Source organism: Thiemannella venezuelensis (assembly GCF_014203605.1).
Lineage (GTDB): Bacteria > Actinomycetota > Actinomycetes > Streptosporangiales > Streptosporangiaceae > Planomonospora_A > Planomonospora_A venezuelensis.
In genome coordinates this window covers 81,892-101,816 of the sequence record NZ_JACHJJ010000028.1, presented here as the reverse complement: position 1 = coordinate 101,816, position 19,925 = coordinate 81,892, and the positions used below count along the sequence as shown (strand labels likewise).

20 protein-coding genes are annotated in these 19,925 nt (G+C 72.2%); 8 read left to right on the top strand and 12 right to left on the bottom strand.

Annotation, left to right across the window (positions count from 1 at the left end; all coding sequences use genetic code 11):
• Positions 1-39: 39 nt before the first annotated feature.
• The 4 genes from mctP to FHS22_RS31255 all read right to left on the bottom strand — a co-directional run bounded on the left by mctP (position 40) and on the right by FHS22_RS31255 (position 3,204).
• Complete coding sequence (gene mctP / locus FHS22_RS31270) at positions 40-1,638, bottom strand: monocarboxylate uptake permease MctP (RefSeq protein ID WP_338048035.1); 1,599 nt, start codon at positions 1,636-1,638, stop codon at positions 40-42.
• 4 nt (positions 1,639-1,642) lie between these two features.
• Positions 1,643-1,849 (bottom strand): DUF3311 domain-containing protein, encoded by a 207-nt coding sequence (locus FHS22_RS31265; RefSeq protein WP_338048037.1) that lies wholly within the window; start codon positions 1,847-1,849, stop codon positions 1,643-1,645.
• Positions 1,850-2,008: 159 nt separating this feature from the next.
• Positions 2,009-2,650 (bottom strand): carboxymuconolactone decarboxylase family protein, encoded by a 642-nt coding sequence (locus FHS22_RS31260; protein WP_184947718.1) that lies wholly within the window; start codon positions 2,648-2,650, stop codon positions 2,009-2,011.
• Complete coding sequence (locus FHS22_RS31255) at positions 2,650-3,204, bottom strand: VOC family protein (protein ID WP_184947716.1); 555 nt, start codon at positions 3,202-3,204, stop codon at positions 2,650-2,652. The genes FHS22_RS31260 and FHS22_RS31255 overlap by 1 nt, the downstream gene beginning before the upstream one ends.
• A 131-nt stretch (positions 3,205-3,335) precedes the next feature.
• Here FHS22_RS31255 and FHS22_RS31250 point away from each other — a divergent pair, with 131 nt between their 5' ends.
• Entirely contained in the window at positions 3,336-4,250 is a 915-nt protein-coding gene (locus tag FHS22_RS31250; RefSeq protein ID WP_184947714.1) for an SDR family oxidoreductase, read from the top strand.
• 84 nt (positions 4,251-4,334) lie between these two features.
• Here the strand turns inward: FHS22_RS31250 and FHS22_RS31245 are convergent, their stop codons facing one another.
• From FHS22_RS31245 to FHS22_RS31235, 3 genes are all read right to left on the bottom strand, one after another.
• A complete protein-coding gene (locus tag FHS22_RS31245) occupies positions 4,335-5,297 on the bottom strand; it encodes a WCX domain-containing protein (protein WP_184947712.1) in 963 nt (320 codons plus the stop codon).
• A 9-nt stretch (positions 5,298-5,306) separates the two neighbouring features.
• On the bottom strand, positions 5,307-6,134 hold the full coding sequence (locus FHS22_RS31240; RefSeq protein WP_338048034.1) for a glycoside hydrolase family 16 protein: 828 nt from the start codon (positions 6,132-6,134) through the stop codon (positions 5,307-5,309).
• Between the two features lie 162 nt (positions 6,135-6,296).
• The gene (locus FHS22_RS31235; RefSeq protein WP_184947710.1) at positions 6,297-7,904 is read right to left on the bottom strand and encodes a CocE/NonD family hydrolase; all 1,608 of its coding nucleotides are present in this window, start codon (positions 7,902-7,904) and stop codon (positions 6,297-6,299) included.
• Between the two features lie 202 nt (positions 7,905-8,106).
• Between FHS22_RS31235 and FHS22_RS31230 the strand changes: the two genes are divergently transcribed.
• The 6 genes from FHS22_RS31230 to FHS22_RS31205 all read left to right on the top strand — a co-directional run bounded on the left by FHS22_RS31230 (position 8,107) and on the right by FHS22_RS31205 (position 14,957).
• On the top strand, positions 8,107-8,868 hold the full coding sequence (locus FHS22_RS31230; RefSeq protein ID WP_184947708.1) for an SGNH/GDSL hydrolase family protein: 762 nt from the start codon (positions 8,107-8,109) through the stop codon (positions 8,866-8,868).
• 282 nt (positions 8,869-9,150) lie between these two features.
• A complete protein-coding gene (locus tag FHS22_RS31225) occupies positions 9,151-11,292 on the top strand; it encodes an anthranilate synthase component I (protein WP_184947706.1) in 2,142 nt (713 codons plus the stop codon).
• A gap of 182 nt (positions 11,293-11,474) precedes the next feature.
• The gene (locus FHS22_RS31220; protein WP_184947704.1) at positions 11,475-12,659 is read left to right on the top strand and encodes an amidohydrolase family protein; all 1,185 of its coding nucleotides are present in this window, start codon (positions 11,475-11,477) and stop codon (positions 12,657-12,659) included.
• 88 nt (positions 12,660-12,747) lie between these two features.
• Positions 12,748-13,638: an ATP-binding cassette domain-containing protein gene (locus FHS22_RS31215; RefSeq protein WP_184947702.1), complete on the top strand. Its 891-nt coding sequence runs from the start codon at positions 12,748-12,750 to the stop codon at positions 13,636-13,638.
• Entirely contained in the window at positions 13,638-14,423 is a 786-nt protein-coding gene (locus FHS22_RS31210; protein WP_184947701.1) for an ABC transporter permease, read from the top strand. Before FHS22_RS31215 ends, FHS22_RS31210 begins: the two co-directional genes overlap by 1 nt.
• Positions 14,424-14,510: 87 nt before the next feature.
• Positions 14,511-14,957 (top strand): MarR family transcriptional regulator, encoded by a 447-nt coding sequence (locus FHS22_RS31205; RefSeq protein ID WP_184947699.1) that lies wholly within the window; start codon positions 14,511-14,513, stop codon positions 14,955-14,957.
• A gap of 45 nt (positions 14,958-15,002) precedes the next feature.
• On the opposite strand, the gene FHS22_RS31200 is transcribed toward FHS22_RS31205, so the two are convergent.
• From FHS22_RS31200 to FHS22_RS31190, 3 genes are all read right to left on the bottom strand, one after another.
• Positions 15,003-15,293 carry a DUF3817 domain-containing protein gene (locus FHS22_RS31200; RefSeq protein WP_338048033.1) on the bottom strand — a complete coding sequence of 97 codons (291 nt, stop codon included), beginning with the start codon at positions 15,291-15,293 and terminating at the stop codon, positions 15,003-15,005.
• A complete protein-coding gene (locus FHS22_RS31195; protein ID WP_184947697.1) occupies positions 15,290-15,850 on the bottom strand; it encodes a hypothetical protein in 561 nt (186 codons plus the stop codon). The genes FHS22_RS31200 and FHS22_RS31195 overlap by 4 nt, the downstream gene beginning before the upstream one ends.
• Before the next feature lie 94 nt (positions 15,851-15,944).
• Positions 15,945-16,175, bottom strand: coding sequence for a hypothetical protein (locus FHS22_RS31190; RefSeq protein ID WP_184947696.1), 231 nt, complete (start codon positions 16,173-16,175; stop codon positions 15,945-15,947).
• 190 nt (positions 16,176-16,365) lie between these two features.
• Between FHS22_RS31190 and thyX the strand changes: the two genes are divergently transcribed.
• Entirely contained in the window at positions 16,366-17,091 is a 726-nt protein-coding gene (thyX, locus tag FHS22_RS31185; protein WP_184947694.1) for an FAD-dependent thymidylate synthase, read from the top strand.
• Positions 17,092-17,150: 59 nt separating this feature from the next.
• On the opposite strand, the gene FHS22_RS31180 is transcribed toward thyX, so the two are convergent.
• Complete coding sequence (locus tag FHS22_RS31180) at positions 17,151-18,230, bottom strand: WD40/YVTN/BNR-like repeat-containing protein (protein WP_184947692.1); 1,080 nt, start codon at positions 18,228-18,230, stop codon at positions 17,151-17,153.
• 124 nt (positions 18,231-18,354) lie between these two features.
• Positions 18,355-19,470, bottom strand: coding sequence for an FAD-binding oxidoreductase (locus FHS22_RS31175; RefSeq protein WP_184947690.1), 1,116 nt, complete (start codon positions 19,468-19,470; stop codon positions 18,355-18,357).
• Positions 19,471-19,925: the final 455 nt, after the last annotated feature.

The window sequence follows — 19,925 nt, the reverse complement described above, 5'->3', positions numbered from 1 at the left end:
CCACCGCGAGGCGCGAGCCGTACCCGATCGTGGAGAGGGTCAGTGGGTTCCCGGCGTGAGGTCGAGGTCCTTGACGCGGGGATCGCCCTCGTCGGCGAGGTAGTGGTCGGGACGGGTGGCGTCGCCGCCGTCGGCCAGCTTCATGGACCGGGCGAGGACCGTGCCGAGGGCGGCCACGACCAGGTTCACGGCCAGGGCCAGGATGCCCGCGTAGACGGTCATCTTGGTGTCCAGGCCGAGCCTCTCCAGCGGGAACGCCGATCCGGCGAAGTGCAGCTTGCCGGTGGCCGGGTTGCCGACGTTGTAGAGCAGGACCATGCCCGCGGTCATGCCCGCGGCCCAGCCGGCGATCAGGCCGCCGCGGTGGAACCAGCGGGTGTACAGGCCCAGCGCCACTGCCGGGAGCGTCTGCAGGATGATGACGCCGCCGATGAGCTGCAGGTCGATGGAGAAGCCGGTGTCGAGGAACAGGATGCAGGCCACCGCGCCGACCTTGACCAGCAGTGAGGTGATCTTCGAGACGCGGGCCTCGTCGGCGTCGCTCGCGTCCCGCTTGATGTACTCCTTGTAGACGTTGCGGGTGAACAGGTTCGCCGCGGCGATCGACATGATCGCGGCGGGGACCAGCGCGCCGATGCCGACCGCGGCGTAGGCCACGCCGGTGAACCAGTCGGGGAACATCTGGTCGAACAGCCGCGGCACGATCGTGTTGTTGTCCTTGCCGATCGGCGTGGTCCCGGCCGCGATGGCCATGTAGCCGAGCAGCGCGATCAGGCCGAGCAGCAGGCTGTAGGCCGGGAGCGCGGACATGTTCCGCTTGATCACGTCCCGGTTCCGGGAGGCCAGCACGCCGGTGATGCTGTGCGGGTAGAGGAACAGCGCCAGCGCCGAGCCGAAGGCCAGCGTGATGTACTGCAGCTGGTTGTTGGCGTTGAGCAGGATGCCGTCGCCGGGGGCGGGGGAGGCGGCGAACTTGGCCTCGGCCGCGTCGAAGACGGCCCCCCAGCCGCCCAGCTTGGCCGGGATGACGATGATCGCGACCAGGATCACGACGTAGATCAGCGTGTCCTTGACGAAGGCGATCAGCGCCGGGGCGCGCAGGCCCGACTGGTAGGTGTAGGCGGCCAGGATCGCGAACGCGATGATGATCGGCAGGTGCCCGGTCACGCCCATCGACTTCAGCACGGCCTCGATGCCGACGAGCTGCAGCGCGATGTACGGCATGGTCGCCACGATGCCGGTGATCGCCACCAGCAGCGCCAGCGTCGGGGAGCCGAAACGGGCCCGGACGAAGTCGGCCGGGGTGACGAAGCCGTGGATGTGCGAGACCGACCAGAGCCGGATCAGCACCAGGAAGACCATCGGGTAGATCACGATCGTGTACGGCACCGCGAAGAAGCCCATCGCGCCCGCGCTCCAGAGCAGGGCGGGCACGGCCACGAAGGTGTAGGCGGTGTAGAGGTCGCCGCCGACGAGGAACCAGGTGATCCAGGAGCCGAAGTTCCGGCCGCCCAGGCCCCACTCGTCCAGGCTGGCCAGGTCCTGCGGGCGCCGCCAGCGGGCGGCCACGAAGCCCATGCCGCTGACGAGCAGGAACAGGAAGGTGAAGACGATGATCTCGGTCAGATGCTCCTGCACGGGGTCACCGCCCCCGCTTGGTCATCTGGTAGACGACCGTGGTGCAGGTGACGCCGACCGCGATGAAGGCGAGCTGGAGCCAGTAGAACAGCGGGAAACCGAGCAGGCGGGGTTCGTCGGAGTTGAACAGGAAGGGCAGCAGGGGAAGGACGATCGGCACGACGAGCAGCCAGTTCCACGGGCTTCGGTCGCTCCGGTCCCCGTTCGGCACGGTCAACGCGGTCTCCCAGGTGTGCGGGACGGGCCGGCCGGGCCGGCCCGTTCGGGTTGACCGGCAGAGTAATCATGGGTCTGTTTCGTTGTGGTCACCGATCGCCGAACGGGCCGGTTGGCGCGACGAACGGTCATCGGCCGCCCGCGCGACCGGCCCTCAGCCGCCTCCTGAGATGTCGTCGGCGATGTCGCGGCTGCCGTACCCCTCGGGCGCGGCCACCTCGACGACCGGTTCGGGCCGGTCGTCGAATTCCAGGCGGAGCGCCCTCGACATGGTGGCGTGCATTTCGTAGAGGCAGGTGATGTAGGTGAGCTCCAGGATCTGCTCGTCGGCCAGGTGCGCCTTCAGCACCGCGAAGATCTCGTCGTGCACCCGGCCGCCGTCCAGCACCAGCCCGTCGGTGTAGCCGAGCACGGCCCGTTCCAGCTCGTCGAAGCACGGGCTGACCTGCCAGTACGCGACCGCCTGGACCTTCTCGTCGGGGACCCCGATCGCCCGCAGCTGCTTGCAGTGCTGGGAGAAGACGAACTGGCTGCCCCGCGCCCATCCGGCCCGCGCCTGGCCCAGCTCGCGCAGGACCGGGTCGAGGCCGGCCTCGCGGTAGAGCTGGAAGCCCTTCACGCAGTGCTTGAGGATCGCCGGATGCAGTGCGAAGACCGTCCACCAGTCGCCGGGCGAGCCGGTCGCGGTGCCCGGCTCGGCGACCGGGTCGCGGCCGGCGCCGAAGAGGCGGTCGTAGAAGAAGAGGGTGAGCGGGTCGGTGACCCGGTCGCGGGGGACCTGGCGCAGGCGCGGCATCACACGGTCCGCTCGGCGGCGGTCTTCGGCTCGTGCCGCACGTCCTCGGGCCGGTCGAGCGCGCGCGTCCACGCCGCGAACTCCATCAGGATGCCGTCGGGGTCCTTGAAGTAGATCGACCGGACGAACACGCCCTCCTGCATCGTCGGCGCCACGCCGAACTCGCTGTCGTCGTGGTTGAGGATCACCCCGACGTCCACGCCCTTGGAGACGAGCTTCTCCCGGTACTCCTCGATCTTCTCCGGTGCGACGTCGAAGGCGATGTGGTTCATCGACCCGACCGCCGAGAGCAGCTCGCCCCGGTCGGGCAGGTTCTTCGGCGCCGAGACGCCGGGGACCGGCTCGGGGGCGTCGGGGAACCAGAAGAACGCCAGCGCGTTGCCGCCCCCGCAGTCGAAGAAGAAGTGCTGGCCCCAGCCCATCGGCAGCTCGATCGTCTTGATCAGCGGCATGCCGAGGACGCCGGAGTAGAAGTCGACGGTCTGCTTCATGTCGGAGCACACCAGCGCCACGTGGTTGACCCCGCGCAGCTCGAACTCGCTGTTGTCGGCCATGGTCTCCTCGCTCGTCGAAGTAATGAATTACTTATCACACCGGAGGGGTGGGTCCCATGGGCCGGGAGGCCGGAAAAAGGGGCGGGAAAACATGACATGGGATGTCCTCTTTTCGCGGAAGCATCATGGCCATGGAAACGACGCTGAAGGGAAAGGTCGCCCTCGTCGCCGGGGCGACGCGGGCGACGGGCCGGGCGATAGCGGTCGAGCTGGGCGCGGCCGGGGCCACGGTCTACTGCACCGGGCGCAGCACGCGGGAGCAGCGCTCGGAGATGGACCGGCCGGAGACCATCGAGGAGACGGCCGAACTGGTGACGCGGGCGGGCGGCGAGGGGATCGCGCTCCGGGTGGACCACCTGGACACCGAACAGGTCCGGGCGCTGGTGGAGCGGATCGACGCCGAGCAGGGCCGGCTCGACGTGCTCGTCAACGACGTCTGGGGCGCCGACAGGCTCGCCGCCTGGAACACCCCGCTCTGGGAGCACCCGCTGGACGACGGCCTGCGCCTGCTCCGCCTGGCGGTCGAGACCCACCTCGTCACCAGCCACCACGCCCTGCCTCTGATGATCAGGAGCCCGGGCGGCCTGCTCGTCGAGGTCACCGACGGCACCTGGGAGTACAACTCCGCCAACTACCGGTTGTGCGTCTTCTACGACCTGGCCAAGATCTCGGTGAACCGGCTGGCCTTCTCCCAGGCCCACGAACTGCGCCCGCACGGCTGCACCGCGGTCTCCCTCACCCCGGGCTGGATCCGCTCGGAGGCGATGCTGGAGGGCTTCGGCGTGACCGAGGAGAACTGGCGCGACGCCACCGTCGACCAGCCGCACTTCGTCATCTCCGAGTCGCCCGCGTTCACCGGCCGCGCGGTCGCCGCCCTGGCCGCCGACCCGGAACGGGAGCGCTGGTCGGGGCGGTCGCTCTCCAGCGGGCAGCTCGCCCGGGAGTACGGCTTCACCGATGTCGACGGCAGCAGGCCGGACGCCTGGCGCTACATGGCGGAGGTCGAGGCGGCGGGCAGGCCCGCCGACGCCACCGGCTACCGGTGAGAAGGACGCGGCCGGACGGCGCGGAGGCCCGGCCCCTCCGCGGGCGGCGGGCCCGGCGTCCGGGCGGCGCGGGGCCCGGCGCGCTCAGCCGTACAGAGCGGTCATGCGGGCGGCGGCCCCGGCCATGAGGGCGCGCAGTCCGGGCGGGTCCAGGACCTCCGCGTCCGGGCCGAAGCGCAGCACCTGACCGTAGGCGACCTCGTAGGACTCGACGGGCAGGCGGACGGTGACCCAGCCCTGCCCGTCGGGCTCCCCCATGGAGGCGAGCGCGTCGGGCAGGGCCGCCGGGTCGGCGGCGGAGCGCAGGACGCGCCGGCCGTGCGGGCTGAGCCGCAGGGTGACGTGCTCCCTCAGCAGGGACCGGGAGAACAGGGACCGGGAGAACTCCGCGGCCCGCCCGGCCCAGAAGGCCGCCAGGTCGAAGTCCCGGTCGCGCGCGAAGCGCCGGTCGAGGTGGAGGACGACGTCGCCGAAGCGGTCCACCCGGTAGATCGCCGTGCGGGTGGCCAGGTACCAGACCCCGCCCTTGAGCACCAGCCCGTAGGGCTCCAGCGTGCGCTCGGCCTCGCGGTAGCGGACGGTGACCGGGCGGTCGTCCCACACCGCCCTGGCCAGCGGGGCCAGGGCCGGCGGCGGAGGGCGCTCGCCGGCGAACCAGCCGGGGGCGTCGAGGTGGAAACGCTGCGTGGCGGTCGCGGGGGCGTCGCGCAGGCTGGGGGAGAGCGCCGCGGCGGCCTTCAGCCTGGCGGTGGCCGCGACCTCGCCCAGCCCCATCTCGCGCAGCGCCTCGGGCACCCCGGACAGGAACAGCGCCTCCGCCTCGGCCCGGTCCAGGCCGGTCAGGCGCGTGCGGTAGCCGTCCAGCAGCCGGTAGCCGCCGCCGCGCCCCCGGTCGGCGTAGACCGGGACGCCCGCCTCGGACAGGGCGAGCACGTCCCGGTGCACGGTCCGCTCGGAGACCTCCAGCTCCCGCGCCAGCTCCGCCGCGGTCATGCCGCCGCGCGACTGCAGCAGCAGGATCACCGACATCAACCTCGCCGCGCGCACCCGTCGACCCTAACGCCCGGACGGCCGGTAACCCCTGACGTAGTCCACGGTGAAGCGCTTGGGGTAGGGGCCCTCGCGCTCCGGCGACCCGTCCTCCGGGGGGAACTCGTAGATGTTGAGCATGAGCTGCATGGGGTAGGCGGGCGACTGCCGGACCGTCCTGACATGCCGCCCGTCGACGAAGAAGGCGACGTGGTCGGGAGTCCACTCGGCGGCGTAGACGTGGAACTCCCGGGCGTCGATGGGGAGCGTCTCGACCGTGAAGTCGTCGGTGACCGCCGGGTCGTCGAAGGGGTGGACGCCCATGCCGATCCGCGCGCCGTCCGGGCCGACGTCGCGGCCGAAGATCTCGCAGACGCAGATCTCCGCCGAGCGCTCGGGCTCGTCCTCGTAGCCGATCATCCACAGGGCGACCATGCAGCGGGGGTCGTCGGTCGCCCTGGCCCGCAGCTCGATCAGGCCGTACCGAGGGGTGTAGAGCCGGACGTCGCGCTGCGCCTCCCGGACGACCGCGGCGGGGCCGAGCCCGTGCTGCCCGACGGAGCTGCCCACGGGCCCGGCGAAGACGCCGGTCTGCAGGGACGAGACGCGCAGCCGCCCGTCGAGCTCGGGGCACCAGGGGGCCTGGTCCTCCTCGATCAGCAGGTGCAGCAGGCCGTCGCGGATCTCGTACCGGGCGGCGGAGGCGGCTCGGCTGCTCCACTGGGGCAGGTAGTGCGGGATCCAGCGGGTCCCGTCGAGCCGGTCGCCGTCGAAGCGGTCCTCGAACTCCAGCTCGTAGCCGGCCTTCGTGACCGGATCGAGCCCGTCCGCGCGGTCCCCCGCCGTCGCCGCCACGATCGCCCCGCCTTCCGTCCACCCGGGCGTCCCGCTCCGGCGCACGCCGCCGGTCCGCTCGTCCGCGGGCGCACGGCGCGCTCCGCCTCCCGGGAACGCCGATCCTCTCACAGGCCCTCCGGAACCCCGGAGACCGCGGGCGGCGCGCGATCCCGGCGGGAGTCAGCGGGGGACGACGGGCAGGATGACGGCCGAGGGCCGCGACGGGTCGTGGAAGACCTCCTGCCGCGCGGCGACCATGGAGCTCGCCGTGCCCAGCGGGTCGCCGGTGCCCAGGTTGCGGGCGATGCGGGGGTAGGCGCCGCTCGCCACGTGGACCCGGATCCGGTGCCCCCGGCGGAAGCGGTGGCCGATCGGCCACAGGTCCACCTCGACCCGGCGCACCCCGTCGGCGTCCGCCGCGGGCGCCCCGGGGGCGAGCCGCCGCACCCCCTCGCAGACGTTGTAGGACGCGCCGTCCGGGTGGACGTCGCAGACCCGCACCACCACGTCGGTGTACGGCGTGCTGGAGCGCAGGTGGATCTCCGCGCGGACCGGGCCGATCACGTCGGTGTCCTCGCGCAGCTCGGGGCCGGTGTAGACGAGCACGTCGCGCCGGGCCTCCAGGCGCCGGTTGTCGCGCGGCCGGGAGTCGCCCAGCAGCACCGGGCCGCCCAGCGCCGGGGTGGGGTGCGCGGGGTCGTAGCGGTAGAGGTCCGGCTCCGACTCCACCGGATTCTCCGGGGCCAGCCCGGAGTCCGGCCGCAGGTGCCAGCGCTGCTCCCGCATGCCCGGCACCGGCCAGTCCGGGTAGTCGCGCCACTCCTCCGCGCCGGTCACATAGAGCCGGACCGGCTGCTCCCGCAGCCCCGACGGGTCGCCCATCAGATGCGCCCGGAACCAGGCCAGCGCGTCGGCTCCGGCCGCCCGCATCTGCCGCATGTCCGCGTGGTACCAGGGGCCGATCGTCAGCTGCGGCCGCCGCCCCGCGGCGCGCATCGCCGCGTAGTCCTTCACCTGCCACGGCAGGAAGACGTCGTACCAGCCGCCGACCATGGTGACCTCGGCCCCGACCTCGCCCACCGAGGCCGAGAAGTCGCGCCTGCCCCAGTAGGCGGCCGGCTCGGCGTGGTGGGCCAGCAGATCCTGGAAGAAGGGCATGCCCCGGCCCGCCGACAGCACGTCCAGCTCCGCCAGGGGCCGCCCGGACAGCGCCGCCCGCCGGGTCCTGCGCGGGGCCAGCAGCGCCCCGGCCCCGCCCAGCGGGCTGCCCATCGAGGCGGTCAGCGTGGTCCAGATCAGCGACGACTCCAGCGCGAACGCCCCGCCCACGTAGGCGGCGTCGCGGAACTGCGAGGCGGTCACCGAGGTGGCCATGGCCTTCAGCTCCGGTCCGGCGAACGGCGCGACGGCCCACTGCGTGTAGCCGAGGTAGGAGGGGCCCTGCATGGCCAGGCTCCCGCCGTACCAGGGCTGCCCGCGCAGCCAGGCGAGGGTGGCCAGGCCGTCGTCGTGCTCGTCGCCGAGCGGGTCGAGCAGGCCGCCCGAGCCGAAGCCGCCCCGGCAGCTCTGCATCACGACCTGGAAGCCCCGGTGGGCGAAGGCGCGGCCGTACACGAGGCCGAAGACCCCGCGCCTGCCGTACGGCGAGCGGACCAGGATCGTGGGCGGGCGCACGGCCCCGACCGGGATGTAGCGGTCGGCCAGGAGGACGACCCCGTCCGGCATGGGAACCGGAAGGTCGCGCTGGACCGCCACCCGGTGGGCGGTCCGCGGCCAGGTGATCGCCATGTGTCCTCCCGAGCCGTTCCCTACTTACTGGTAACAGAAGCGGGGCCCTCCTGACCAGCACCCGCGGGTGTGATGAGCACCATTTTTCTGTTTCGCCCATGTCGTCACGGCCGGGGCGGCCGGGCGCCCGGCCCCGTCCGGACGCGGGACCCGCAGGCCTACGGTCGCGTAGGGGGCGTCCGGCGCGGCAGACTGTCGCGACATGTCAGTGATCACCTCGTATGTCGCTCTTGGGGACAGCTTCACCGAGGGCTTGAACGACCACGTCGGCGGAGACCGCTACCGGGGCTGGGCCGACCGGCTGGCGGAGCTGCTGGCCGCAGGAGAGCCCGGCCTGCGCTACGCCAACCTGGCGGTCCGGGGCCGCCTCATCCGGCAGATCCTGGACGAGCAGGTGCCGCAGGCCGAGGCGCTCGCGCCCGACCTGGTCTCGCTGTGCGCCGGGGGCAACGACATCCTGCGCCCCGGCGGCGACCCCGACGCCATCGCCGCGCTGCTGGACACCGCCGTGACCAGGCTGCGCGCCACCGGCGCCCGGGTCGTGCTCTTCACCGGATTCGACCTCCGGCAGGTCCCGGTGATGCGCCTCGTCCACCACAAGATCGCCGTCTACAACCTGCACATCCACGACATCGCGGCCCGGCACGGCTGCACGCTCGTGGACCTGTGGGCGATGGGCGTGCTGCGCGACCGCCGGGCCTGGAGCGAGGACCGCCTCCACCTGTCGGCCGACGGCCACCGCAGGATCGCGCTGCGCGCCGCCGAGGTCCTCGGCCTGCCGGCCGGGGAGGACTGGCGGGAGCCGTACCCGCCGCTCGTCCCGGCCGTGTGGACCGACGCCCGCAGGGAGGACCTGCGCTGGGCCCGGGCCTTCCTCGCCCCCTGGATCAACCGGCGCCTGCACGGCCGCTCCTCCGGCGACGGCCTGGACGCCAAGCGGCCCGACCTGGCCCCTCTGCGGTGACCCGCCGGGAGGCCCGGTCCGGCCGCCCGCGACGACCGCGGGGATCCCGGGCCGGCCTCCCCGCGGCGACACCCCGGCGTGATGCGGCGATGACGTTGCATGATCATGTCCGGCACCGGTACGCTGACCCACATGCGATCCTCCTGTAACCTTCAGTGGTGGCGCCGCTTCTAGGCGGCGCGGGTTTCGCATACGCGATCAGACGGACGGCCGCCCGGGGAGGCGGCCTTTTCTGCGTCCGCCCCCCTGGGCATCAGGAAAGCGACAAGGGGCGAGACAGCAGTGGAGACGAGCGGATATACCACCGCCGGTGGCATCGGGGTCGAGGTCTCGACGGCCGACGTGCCGGAGAGCGTGCTCGGCGACGTCGTCGGCACGCTCGGCGAGCGGCGCGGCGGCGTCCTCTCCTCCGGGATGGAGTATCCCGGCCGCTACAGCCGATGGCACCTGGCCTACGTCGACCCCTGCCTGGAGATCGTGTCCCGGGGGCGCAGGATCGCGGCCCGCGCGCTGAACGCCCGGGGCCGGGTCGTGCTGCCCGCCGTGACGTCCTGCCTGCTCGCCGCGGGCGAGGCCGTCGCGGAGCCGACGGCCGACCACGTCGAGGTGTACGTCGCCGAGTCCGACGAGATCCTGCCGGAGGAGATGCGCAGCCGCCGGCCCACGGTCTTCACCGCGATCCGCGAGGTCATCGCCGCGTTCAAGGGCGAGGACGGGCACCTGGGCCTGTACGGCGCCTTCGGCTACGACCTGGCCTTCCAGTTCGAGCCGATCCGGCAGGTGCTCACCCGTCCGGACGACCAGCGCGACCTGGTGCTGCACCTGCCCGACCGGATCATGGTGATCGACCGCAAGCGGGAGACCAGCAAGGAGTACCGCTACGAGTTCACCGTGGACGGCGTCTCCACCCGCGGCCTGCCCCGCGAGGGCGAGGTCGTCCCGCTCCCGGCGGCCCCGGCCGAGATCCCGGCGAACCCGCCCAGGGGCGCCTACGCCGAGGTCGTCGCCGCGGCCAAGGAGAAGTTCGTCCGCGGCGACCTGTTCGAGGTCGTCCCCGGCCAGGTCTTCCACGCGCCCTGCACCGACCCGGCCGCCTTCTACCGGGGCCTGCGCAAGGCCAACCCCGCGCCGTACGAGTTCCTGTTCAACCTCGGCGAGGGCGAGCACCTGGTCGGCGCCTCGCCGGAGATGTACGTCCGGGTCGGCGGCGACCGGGTGGAGACCTGCCCGATCTCCGGGACCATCGCCCGCGGCAGCAACCCCGTCGAGGACGCCGACGCCATCCGCACCCTCCTGTCCAGCGTCAAGGAGGAGTCGGAGCTGACCATGTGCACCGACGTGGACCGCAACGACAAGTCCCGCATCTGCGTGCCCGGCAGCGTGCAGGTCATCGGCCGCCGCCAGATCGAGATGTACTCGCGGCTGATCCACACCGTGGACCACATCGAGGGCCGGCTGCGCCCGGAGTTCGACGCGCTGGACGCCTTCCTCACCCACATGTGGGCCGTCACCGTCACCGGCGCGCCCAAGACCTGGGCGATGCAGTTCATCGAGGACCACGAGGCCACCACCCGCCGCTGGTACGGCGGCGCGGTCGGCTACATCGGCTTCGACGGCTCGATGAACACCGGCCTGACCCTGCGCACCGCGCAGATCAGGAACGGCGTCGCCACCGTGCGGGCCGGGGCCACGCTGCTGTTCGACTCCGACCCCGACGCCGAGGAGCGGGAGACCGAGCTCAAGGCCAGCGCCCTGCTCGGCGCGCTCGCCGCCGTCGGCGCGCCGGCGGCCGAGGCGGCGGCCCCCGCGCCGGCGGCCGAGCTGCCGGGGGAGGGGATGAAGGTCCTGCTCGTCGACCACGAGGACTCCTTCGTCAACACCCTGGCCGACTACTTCCGCCAGCAGGGCGCCGAGGTCGTGACCCTCCGGCACGGCTTCCCGGCCGAGATGATCGACGAGATCGCGCCCTCGCTCGTGGTGCTCTCACCCGGTCCGGGCTGGCCCTCGGACTTCGGCCTGCCCGCGCTGGTCGAGGCGCTCTACGCCCGAGACCTGCCGGTCTTCGGCGTCTGCCTGGGCCTGCAGGGGATGGTCGAGCAGGCGGGCGGCACGCTGGAGCTGCTGTCCTACCCCGAGCACGGAAAGCGCGGCCAGGTCAAGCGGCAGGGCGACAGCGCGCTGCTGGAAGGGCTCCCCGAGGAGTTCACCGCCGCCCGCTACCACTCGCTGCACGCCAAGCAGCCGGGAGTGGTCGGCTTCGCGTCCACCGCCCTCACGCCGGACGGCGCGGTCATGGCGATCGAGGACGTGCAGCGGCGCCGCTTCGCCGTGCAGTTCCACCCCGAGTCGATCCTCACCGCCGAGGGCGGGGCCGGAGCGAAGATCATCGCCAATGTCCTGCGGCTCTCCCGGACGGCGGGCTGAGACGGCGGCGCCCGGGACGGCGGCCGCAGGCGGTGACGGGCCGGGGCCGGACGGCGCCGGCCCCGCGCGCTGATCCGAAACGGCAGCGCGATCACAGCGCGTAGCCGTAGAGTGCTCCAGAGGTGAACTGCGGGCGGGCCGGCGGACCGGCCCGCCCGCAGCCGCGTGAGAGGAGCCCCGCGATGCGACCGGAAGACGTGCTGCCCGGAGAACCGTCCGGAGAATTGCCCGCCGGGCTGCCCGACGCGGTCAGGGAGGCCCTGCTGGCTCCGCTCGTGGACCACCACTGCCACGGCGTACGCCGCGACGACCTGGTCCGGTCCCAGTTCGAGCTGCTGATCACCCCGGCGGACAGCCCGGCCCCGCCGGGCACCACCCACTTCGACACGCCCGCCGGCGCCGCGATCCGCCGCTGGTGCGCCCCGGTCCTCGGCCTGGAGCCGCACGCGCCCCCGGCCGTCTACCTGGCCCGCCGCGCCGAGCTCGGCCCGGCGGAGGTGAACCGGCGGCTGCTGCGCGAGGCCGGGATCGCGGCCTTCCTGGTCGACACCGGCGTGGACGGCCCGGACCTGCTGTCGGCGGCGGAGCTGGGCCGGCTGGGCGGGGCGGCGGCCGACGAGATCGTCCGGATCGAGCGGGCCGAGGAGGAGATCGCCGAGACCGCGGCCTCCGGCGTCGCCTACATCTCGGCGCTGGAGACGGAGCTCGCCTCCCGGGCCTCCCGGGCCGTCGCCCTCACGTCGGTCATCGCCCACCGGCACGGACTGGACTTCGACCCGGCCCGCCCGAGCCGGGGCGCGGTGATCGCGGCGGCCAACCGGCGCCTGACCGACCCCAAGGAACCGCTCACCGACCCGGTGCTCCTGCGCCACCTGCTCTGGACGGCCGTGGACGCGGCCAGGGAGCACAACCTGCCGCTGCGGTTCCAGACGGGCCACGGCGGTCCCGACCTGGACCCGCACCGCGCCGACCCCGCGCTGATGGCCGGTTTCCTCCGGGCGCTCCAGCCGATCGGGGTACCGGTCGTGCTGCTGCGCTGCTACCCGTTCCACCGCCAGGCCGCCCACCTCGCCGCCGTCTTCCCGCACGTCTACGTGGACGTCGGCCTCGCGCTGACCACCACGGCGGCCGGATCGGCCGCCGTCATGGCGGAGCTGCTGGAGCTCGTCCCCTTCCACAAGCAGCTGTTCGGCTCCGGCGCCCGCGGCGTGGCCGAGACCTTCCACCTCGGTGCGCTCCACTACCGGCGCGCCCTGGCCCGGGTCCTGTCGGCACGGCTGGCGGCCGGGGAGTGGAGCGCCTCCGACGCGGCCCGGGTGGCCCACATGACGGGATCGGGCAACGCCCGCCGCGTCTACCGCAGGTGAACCCGGCGACTCCTGAAGGGCACGTGTGATCGTATTTCCTCCCTGAGAAGGAGGTACGGCCGGCGGCGCGCAGGAATAATCCCGATCGATGACTGCCATCGAGATCCGAAATCTGTCGAAGGCGTTCGGTCCGGTCAGAGCCGTCGACGACGTCTCCTTCTCCGTCGAGTCCGGCACGGTCACCGGTTACCTGGGGCCGAACGGCGCGGGGAAGACCACGACCCTGCGCTGCCTGCTCGGGCTGGTCACCGCAGACAGCGGCACCGCCCTCGTCGACGGCCGGCCGTACACCGCCCTGGAGCGGCCGCTCGCCGAGGTGGGCGCGGTGCTCGAGGCCACCAGCTTCCACCCCGGCCGCACCGCCCGCGACCACCTGCGGGTGATCTGCACCGCCGCGGGACTGCCCGTGAGCCGCGCCGACGAGGCGCTGGAACAGGTCGGGCTGGCCGACTCGGCCGGCAAGCGGGTCGCCGGCTTCTCACTCGGCATGCGCCAGCGCCTGGCCCTGGGCACCGCGACGCTCGGCCATCCCCGCGTGCTCATCCTCGACGAGCCCGCCAACGGCCTCGACCCCGCCGGGATCGAGTGGCTCCGCGGCTTCCTGCGCAGTCTCGCGCACGAGCAGGGCGTGGCCGTGCTGGTCTCCAGCCACGTGCTCTCCGAGGTCCAGCAGACCGTGGACAACGTCGTCATCATCGCCCGGGGCAGGCTCGTCCACCAGGGCTCCCTGGCCGAGCTGACCGGCAACGGCGACCGCCCGGTCCGGGTCCACGCCGCCGACGCGGCGCGGCTGGCCCCGGTGCTGGAGGCCAAGGGCGCCCGGGTGGAGCAGCCCCAGCCGGGAGTGCTCCGGGTCCACGGCGTCGGCGCCGAGACCGTCGGCCAGGCCGTGCTGGACGAAGGGGTGCTGGTCACCGAGCTCGTGCGGGAACGCTCCGACCTCCAGGAGATCTTCATGGAACTGACCAGGGAGAAGTGATGACGGCACTGGTCCGTTCCGAGCTGCAGAAGCTGTTCACCACCCGGCTGTGGTGGATCATGCTCATCGTCATGCTCCTGTTCACCGGCATCAGCCTGGGCTTCCTGATCGGCTTCGCCGGGGTGGAGGGAGCGCAGGGGGCTCCCACCCTGCCAGGCAGGGACACCCTGGAGTTCCAGCGGTCGGCCTGGACGGCCGGCGCCGGATCGTCGATCTTCGTGATGGTCCTCGGCATCATCATGATGACCAGCGAGTACCGCTACCAGACGATCACCACCACCTTCCTCGCCACGCCCCGGCGCGGCCGGGTGGTGGCGGCCAAGCTGCTCGCCGGGCTCCTGGTCGGCGTGCTGTTCGGCGTCGCCGCGCTGCTGCTCACCGCGGCGGCGGTGATCCCGAGCGTGCTGATCGCCGGGGGCGAGCTCGCGCTGACCGACGGCGGCATCCCCCGGATCATGCTCGGCGTGGTGGCCACCTCCGCGCTGTACACGCTGTTCGGCATCGGCCTCGGCGCGCTGGTCCGCAACCAGATCGCGGCCGTCGTCGGCGCGATCGTCTGGGTCTTCGTCATCGAGTCGCTGCTCACGGCCATCCCCGCGCTCCAGGAGGTCGGCAAGTTCACCCCGTCCGGGGCGGCGCAGAGCCTGATCGCGGTCCAGGCCGACACCGGGTTCGGCCAGGCCGATCTGCTGCCCTCCTGGGCGGGCGCCTCGGTGCTCGTGGCCTACGCCCTGCTCTTCGCCCTGGTGGCCTCCCTGACCACGGTCCGCCGCGACATCACCTGACGGTCCGCCCGGGCCGCACGGCGTCCCGGGCGCAGCCCGGCCCTCACCCTGACCGGAGGCGACCGCGCGGTGCGGGAAACTGGGAGGGTGACCACAGAGAACGGCAGGACGGGCCCGCCCGCGATGAGCACCTCCATCGTCGTGCTGACGCTGGCGCGCCGGGTCGAGGCGGAGCTCAACGCCGCTCTCGCGCCGCTGGACCTCACCGTCAGCAGGCTCGGCCTGCTCGGCCACATCGCCGGCGTGCCGGGCGCCTCGTTCAGCGATCTCGCGCGGATGTCCGGGATCACGGTCCAGACCGTGCACTCCGCGGTGAAGGCGCTCGCCGGGGCCGGGCTGGTGCGCGATCACACCGCACGGGCCGGATCGGCCTCGGCGATCGAGCTCACCCCCGAGGGGACCCGCCTGCTCCGGGCGGCGGAACAGGCGGTGTCCCAGGTCGACGACCGCATGTTCGGCCCGGACGCGGACCCGGTGCAGCGGCAGGTCGCCGATGCCGTCCGGGCCGCGTTCGCCGGCGGCGCCGCGTCCTGACCCGCCCCGCGGCGCCGTACGGTGGTCCTCGCACGTGCCCGCCCGTCAGCTCCCGGGCCGGTCCGGGGCGGGAGGGCCCCCGGCGGAGGGGCCGTGCCGGAAGCGCCGGAGCACGAGCAGCCCGCCGACCCCCGGCACGGCGGCGCGCCACCGGACACCGGGCACGGCCGGGACCGACAGGGTGATCACGATGACCGCCAGGTAGGCCGCGCCGTGCAGGGGGCCGACGAGCGAGGGGACCGCCTCGGCGTGGACGGTGAGCAGGTTGGCCAGCAGGGCCGCCAGCGACAGGGCTTCGACGGCGGCCGTGACCCGCAGCGCACGCACCGTGCTCACGCCCCGTAGGCGGCGCCGGGGCGCACGATCATCAGGACCACGACGACCGCCCACAGCAGGTTGTAGAAGCCGGCGAGCATGGACAGGGTCCGCAACTCGCCGGACCGGGCGGGTACGGCGAGCGCGGCGCGCTGGCGCGGGTAGATCTGCAGGGCCAGCAGGACTCCGGCGGCGGCGGTGAGGACCATGGCGAGGGTGATCCAGATCTCGCCGCTGCGGCCCTGGACGAAGGCCAGGACGATGCCGGCGGCGGGCACGACGAGCCCGAGGAGGCTGTACCCCCGGGTGATGCGGTGGAGGGCGACGGCCACGGCCCGGCTCCGGCCGGCCGAGGCGTCCGGTGGTGAGGCGGCCGGGGCGGGCGCCGCGGCCCCGGGGGGCGCGGTGGTGGTTTCGGCGCCGGTGGTGGTCCCGGCGGTGGTGGTTTCGGCGCCGGTGGTGGTCCCGCCGGTGGCCGCCACCGGTGCATAGCGGGGGAACAGGCTCGCCGCGATCGCCGAGCCTCCGACGAACACGATTCCGGCCAGCACATGAATCGACAACAGGAGCTCTTCCACGTCTTCTCCCTTCACCTTCAGGTAGCCTGAACCCTAGCAGGCGAGCTTCAGGGTCCCTGAAGGAGGTGGCGGAGGCGCGCGGTGCCCGCAGGCCTCACGAGGGCCTGGTCCGGTCGGCGGCGATGACCAGGGAGACGCCCAGAGCCGCCAGGCTCAGGTTCGCGAAGATCTCGTAACCGGTCAGGAAGTCCAGCCGGCCGACGACGACGCGGTTGAAGAAGTTGAGGACCGGTCCGAAGAAGGGCTGGACGAACAGCCGGTCGATGGTTCCGCTGACCCCTTGGAGGACCATGACGATCCCGGCCAGATGAATGAGCTTGCGCATGCCCCAACGCTAGGAACCGCCGCCGCCGCGGGAATCGGCCATAGGGATCTCCCTCCTAGACCGAAGTCGATCCTTCCGCTCCGCCGGCGGAAGCGGGGCCCGGCCGGGAGATCCCCGCAGCGGCGGCTCGCCGGACGGGCGGCGCTAGGCTTGCCTGCGGTCCTGATCCCGACGCCGGAAGGTCTCTGCCGTGGACGAAAGCCAGCCGCGTTTCCTCGATGACGTGACCGTGGAGTTGGTCAAGCACAGCGCCTCGGACACCGACGTGCTCTGGGCGGCCCGGGTGTCCACCGCGGGGGAGCAGTCCCTGGACGAGATCGGCAAGGACCCCGAGAGGTCCAGGGGACTGATCAACTACTTGATGCGGGACCGGCACGGCAGCCCGTTCGAGCACAACTCGATGACCTTCTTCGTCGGAGCCCCGATCTTCGTCTTCCGCGAGTTCCACCGCCACAGGGTGGGGTGGTCCTATAACGAGGAAAGCGGGAGATATAGGGAGCTTCAGCCCAATTTCTATATTCCGGGCATGGAGCGCAAGCTTGTCCAGAAGGGGCGGCCGGGCAAGTACGTCTTCGTCGAGGGCACCGAGGAGCAGCACAAGGTCGTCTCCGAGGCGATGGAGGCGGCCTACCGGCAGTCGTACGCCGCCTACCAGGAGATGCTGGAGGCCGGGATCGCCCGCGAGGTGGCCAGGGCCGTGCTTCCCGTCGGGCTGTTCTCGTCGATGTACGCCACGTGCAACGCCCGCTCGCTGATGCACTTCCTGTCCCTGCGGACCAAGAACGAGCAGGCGAAGGTGCCGTCGTTCCCGCAGCGGGAGATCGAGATGGTCGCCGAGAAGATGGAGGCCGCGTGGGCGGAGCTGATGCCGCTCACCCACTCGGCCTTCGTCGCGAACGGCCGCGTCGCCCCCTGAGGGGGTGACGGGAGGGACCCCGTCCACGCGGGGGTCCCTCTCCCGGTGGCACGGCCGGATCAGAGCAGCGCGGCGCGGACGGAGAGCACGTCGGGCAGGTGCCGGGCGACGAGGGACCAGGTCTCGCCGTCGTCGCGGGAGCCGTACACCTCGCCGTCGCGCGTGCCGAAGAAGATGCCCGCGGGCGTGGCGCACATCGCGTCGCGCAGCACGCTGGAGTGGACCGGGTCCTCGGGCAGGCCGGTGCTCAGCTCCTGCCAGGACCCGCCCGCGTCGTCGCTGCGGAAGACCCGGCAGCGGTGGTCGACGGGGGTGCGGTCCATGTCGGCCTGGAGCGGGAAGACGTAGATCGTGTCGGGCCGCTCCGGGTGCACGACCACGGGGAAGCCGAAGTCGGAGGGGAGCGAGTCGCCGATCGAGGTCCAGGAGCCGCCGAAGTCGTCGCTGCGGTAGACGCCGAAGTGGTGCTGGAGGAACAGGCGCTCGGGCCGGGCCGGGTGCATGGCCACCTTGTGCACGCACTGGCCGAACTCGGGGTACTGCGAGCCCTCGGGGAGGAACGGGGCGCGGATGCCCTGGTTGGCGGCCTCCCAGGAGGTGCCGCCGTCGGTGCTGCGGTAGAAGCCGCCGGTGGAGACGGCGATCCCGACGGTCTTCGGGTCGGTGGGGTGGGGCAGCACGGTGTGCAGGCAGAGCCCGCCGCCGCCGGGATGCCACTGGGCCCGGTGCGGGTGGTTCCACAGCCCTTCCACCAGGGAGAACGTGGCACCGCGGTCCTCGGAGCGGAACAGCGCGCCCGGCTCGACCCCGGCCCAGACCACGTCGGGCTCGCTCGGCGAGGGCAGCAGCTGCCAGACGCGCTCCAGCGTGGCGCCGGTGTGCTCGGGGAAGGCGATGGGAGGCTTGTCCGCCTCCTGCCAGGTGGCGCCGAGGTCGTCCGACCGCATTACGGACGGTCCGAAGTGGCCGTACTCGATTCCGGCGAGGAGTCTGGGGGCCGGGCCCCGGGTGTCGATCGCGACTGAGGGGACTCCGATGGTGGAGAAGTGGACCGGCTCGACCTCGAACGGGCCGCCGTCGGCGGAGCGGGCGAGGAACAGGCCTTTGCGCGTGCCGACTGCCAGGATTGCGTCGTGCATGGTCGTCTCCCTTCGATTCATCTCCATGGTTTCACGGCACGACCTGATTCGCACGTGTTTCCTGATGCGCGTGTCCTGTTCGAACTGATCTTCGGGGATCCGGGCGGAGGGGGGCCCGGTCCCGTCAGAGCTCGCCGAGGGCGATGTCCCTGTGGATGTTCGCCAGGGGCACCCCGTTCCACAGCAGCCGGCGGACCGTCTCGTTGACCATGGCACCGGGCCCGCAGACGTAGACGTCGTGGTCGGCCCACGAGTGGAACCGCTCGGTGACGTCCGGCACCTGCCCGCGCATCCCGTCGTAGCCGGGCTCGTCGGAGACCACCGGGAGCACCCGCAGCCAGGGGAAGCTCGACTCCATCCGGATCAGGTCCGGCAGGTCGTAGAGCTCGCAGGAGCGGCGGGCGCCGTACAGCAGGTGGATGTTGGGCCGCCTGCCCGAGGCGATCACGTGCTCCACGATGGCCTTGAGCGGGGCCAGCCCGGTGCCGCCGGCCACGCACAGCATGTCGCGGCCCGAGTCCGGCGGGGTCATCGTGCCGACCGGCGGACCGAGCATGACGGTGTCGCCGATCCGGGTGTGGTCGACCAGCGCCGTGGAGACCCAGCCGCCCGGGACCGCCCGGACGTGCAGGCGGATGGTGTTGTCCTCGCGCGGCGCGTTCGCGATGGAGAAGGTGCGCCAGACACGGGGCCAGCGCGCGGTCTGCACGTTGATGTACTGGCCGGGCAGGTACGGCATGCGCTGGCCGGGCCGCAGCGTGATCACCGCGATGTCCCGGGTCCGGCGCTCGTGGTCGATCACCTCTGCCAGCCACCAGGCGGGGGAGACCCCGGCGTCGGAGTCGGCCGCCTCGATCATGGCGTTGGCGGCGGCGGTGTAGGCGGCCACCCACGCCGCCTCGATCTCGGAGCTCCACACCTCGGCGGCGAAGCGCCTGGCCGTGGCCAGCAGCGCGTTGCCGATGGCGGTGTAGTGCTCGGCGACCACCCCGTACTTGCGGTGGTCGCGGCCGAGCTGGCCGAGGAACGAACTCAGGCTGTCCGGGCTGTCGAGGCTCCAGACGATCCTGGTCAGCGCGCCGAACAGCCGGTCGCGCTGGAGGTCCATGGCCGGCGGGAACATCCCACGCAGGTGGGGGCTCTCGGCGAACAGTCGGCCGTAGAAGTATGCCGCGGCCTTGTCCGCGACGGGCTCGATGACGGCGAAGCTCTCCTTGACGAGATGCGGATTCAAAGACATGGACGGAACCCACCCTAATTGACCGGACCGACATCCGGTTTTGAAGATCCACCTCCCTGACGGTTCCGGGTGACGAGCGTCCGGCGGCCCCGGCGCACCTGGCGCTCTTATTTGAGTCTTCCATCACCATCGGGACGTCACAACCGATTCCCTCCAATATGGTGCGGATTCAAACTCTCTGTAATTGAGCGATTATTGACTGCTACGATCTGTTCGTCGAATGAGTGATAGGCGAATATGAATCGCATTCGGTGAAACCCGGGCATTTACTCGCTCTGGAAATCGCCGTCACCGCGGCCGAACCGCCCGCCGGGCCCGCAACCCCCCTCCGCCGTGGCCGGTGGACGCTTCCCGGCGAGACGACACTGATACCTGGGTTACGTGACATGGGGGAAATGGTGTACGTCATGATGGGACTGCTGCTGGAGATGGGATGGGTACCGCGGAGACAGGCG

What these genes read in the sequence shown, in the direction of transcription:
- FHS22_RS31260 (WP_184947718.1), bottom strand. Translation starts at nt 2,650, where the DNA reads ATGCCGCGCCTGCGCCAGGTCCCCCGCGACCGGGTCACCGACCCGCTC.
- FHS22_RS31255 (WP_184947716.1), bottom strand. Translation starts at nt 3,204, where the DNA reads ATGGCCGACAACAGCGAGTTCGAGCTGCGCGGGGTCAACCACGTGGCG.
- FHS22_RS31250 (WP_184947714.1), top strand. Translation starts at nt 3,336, where the DNA reads ATGGAAACGACGCTGAAGGGAAAGGTCGCCCTCGTCGCCGGGGCGACG.
- FHS22_RS31235 (WP_184947710.1), bottom strand. Translation starts at nt 7,904, where the DNA reads ATGGCGATCACCTGGCCGCGGACCGCCCACCGGGTGGCGGTCCAGCGC.
- FHS22_RS31230 (WP_184947708.1), top strand. Translation starts at nt 8,107, where the DNA reads ATGTCAGTGATCACCTCGTATGTCGCTCTTGGGGACAGCTTCACCGAG.
- FHS22_RS31220 (WP_184947704.1), top strand. Translation starts at nt 11,475, where the DNA reads ATGCGACCGGAAGACGTGCTGCCCGGAGAACCGTCCGGAGAATTGCCC.
- FHS22_RS31215 (WP_184947702.1), top strand. Translation starts at nt 12,748, where the DNA reads ATGACTGCCATCGAGATCCGAAATCTGTCGAAGGCGTTCGGTCCGGTC.
- FHS22_RS31210 (WP_184947701.1), top strand. Translation starts at nt 13,638, where the DNA reads ATGACGGCACTGGTCCGTTCCGAGCTGCAGAAGCTGTTCACCACCCGG.
- FHS22_RS31190 (WP_184947696.1), bottom strand. Translation starts at nt 16,175, where the DNA reads ATGCGCAAGCTCATTCATCTGGCCGGGATCGTCATGGTCCTCCAAGGG.
- FHS22_RS31180 (WP_184947692.1), bottom strand. Translation starts at nt 18,230, where the DNA reads ATGCACGACGCAATCCTGGCAGTCGGCACGCGCAAAGGCCTGTTCCTC.
- FHS22_RS31175 (WP_184947690.1), bottom strand. Translation starts at nt 19,470, where the DNA reads ATGTCTTTGAATCCGCATCTCGTCAAGGAGAGCTTCGCCGTCATCGAG.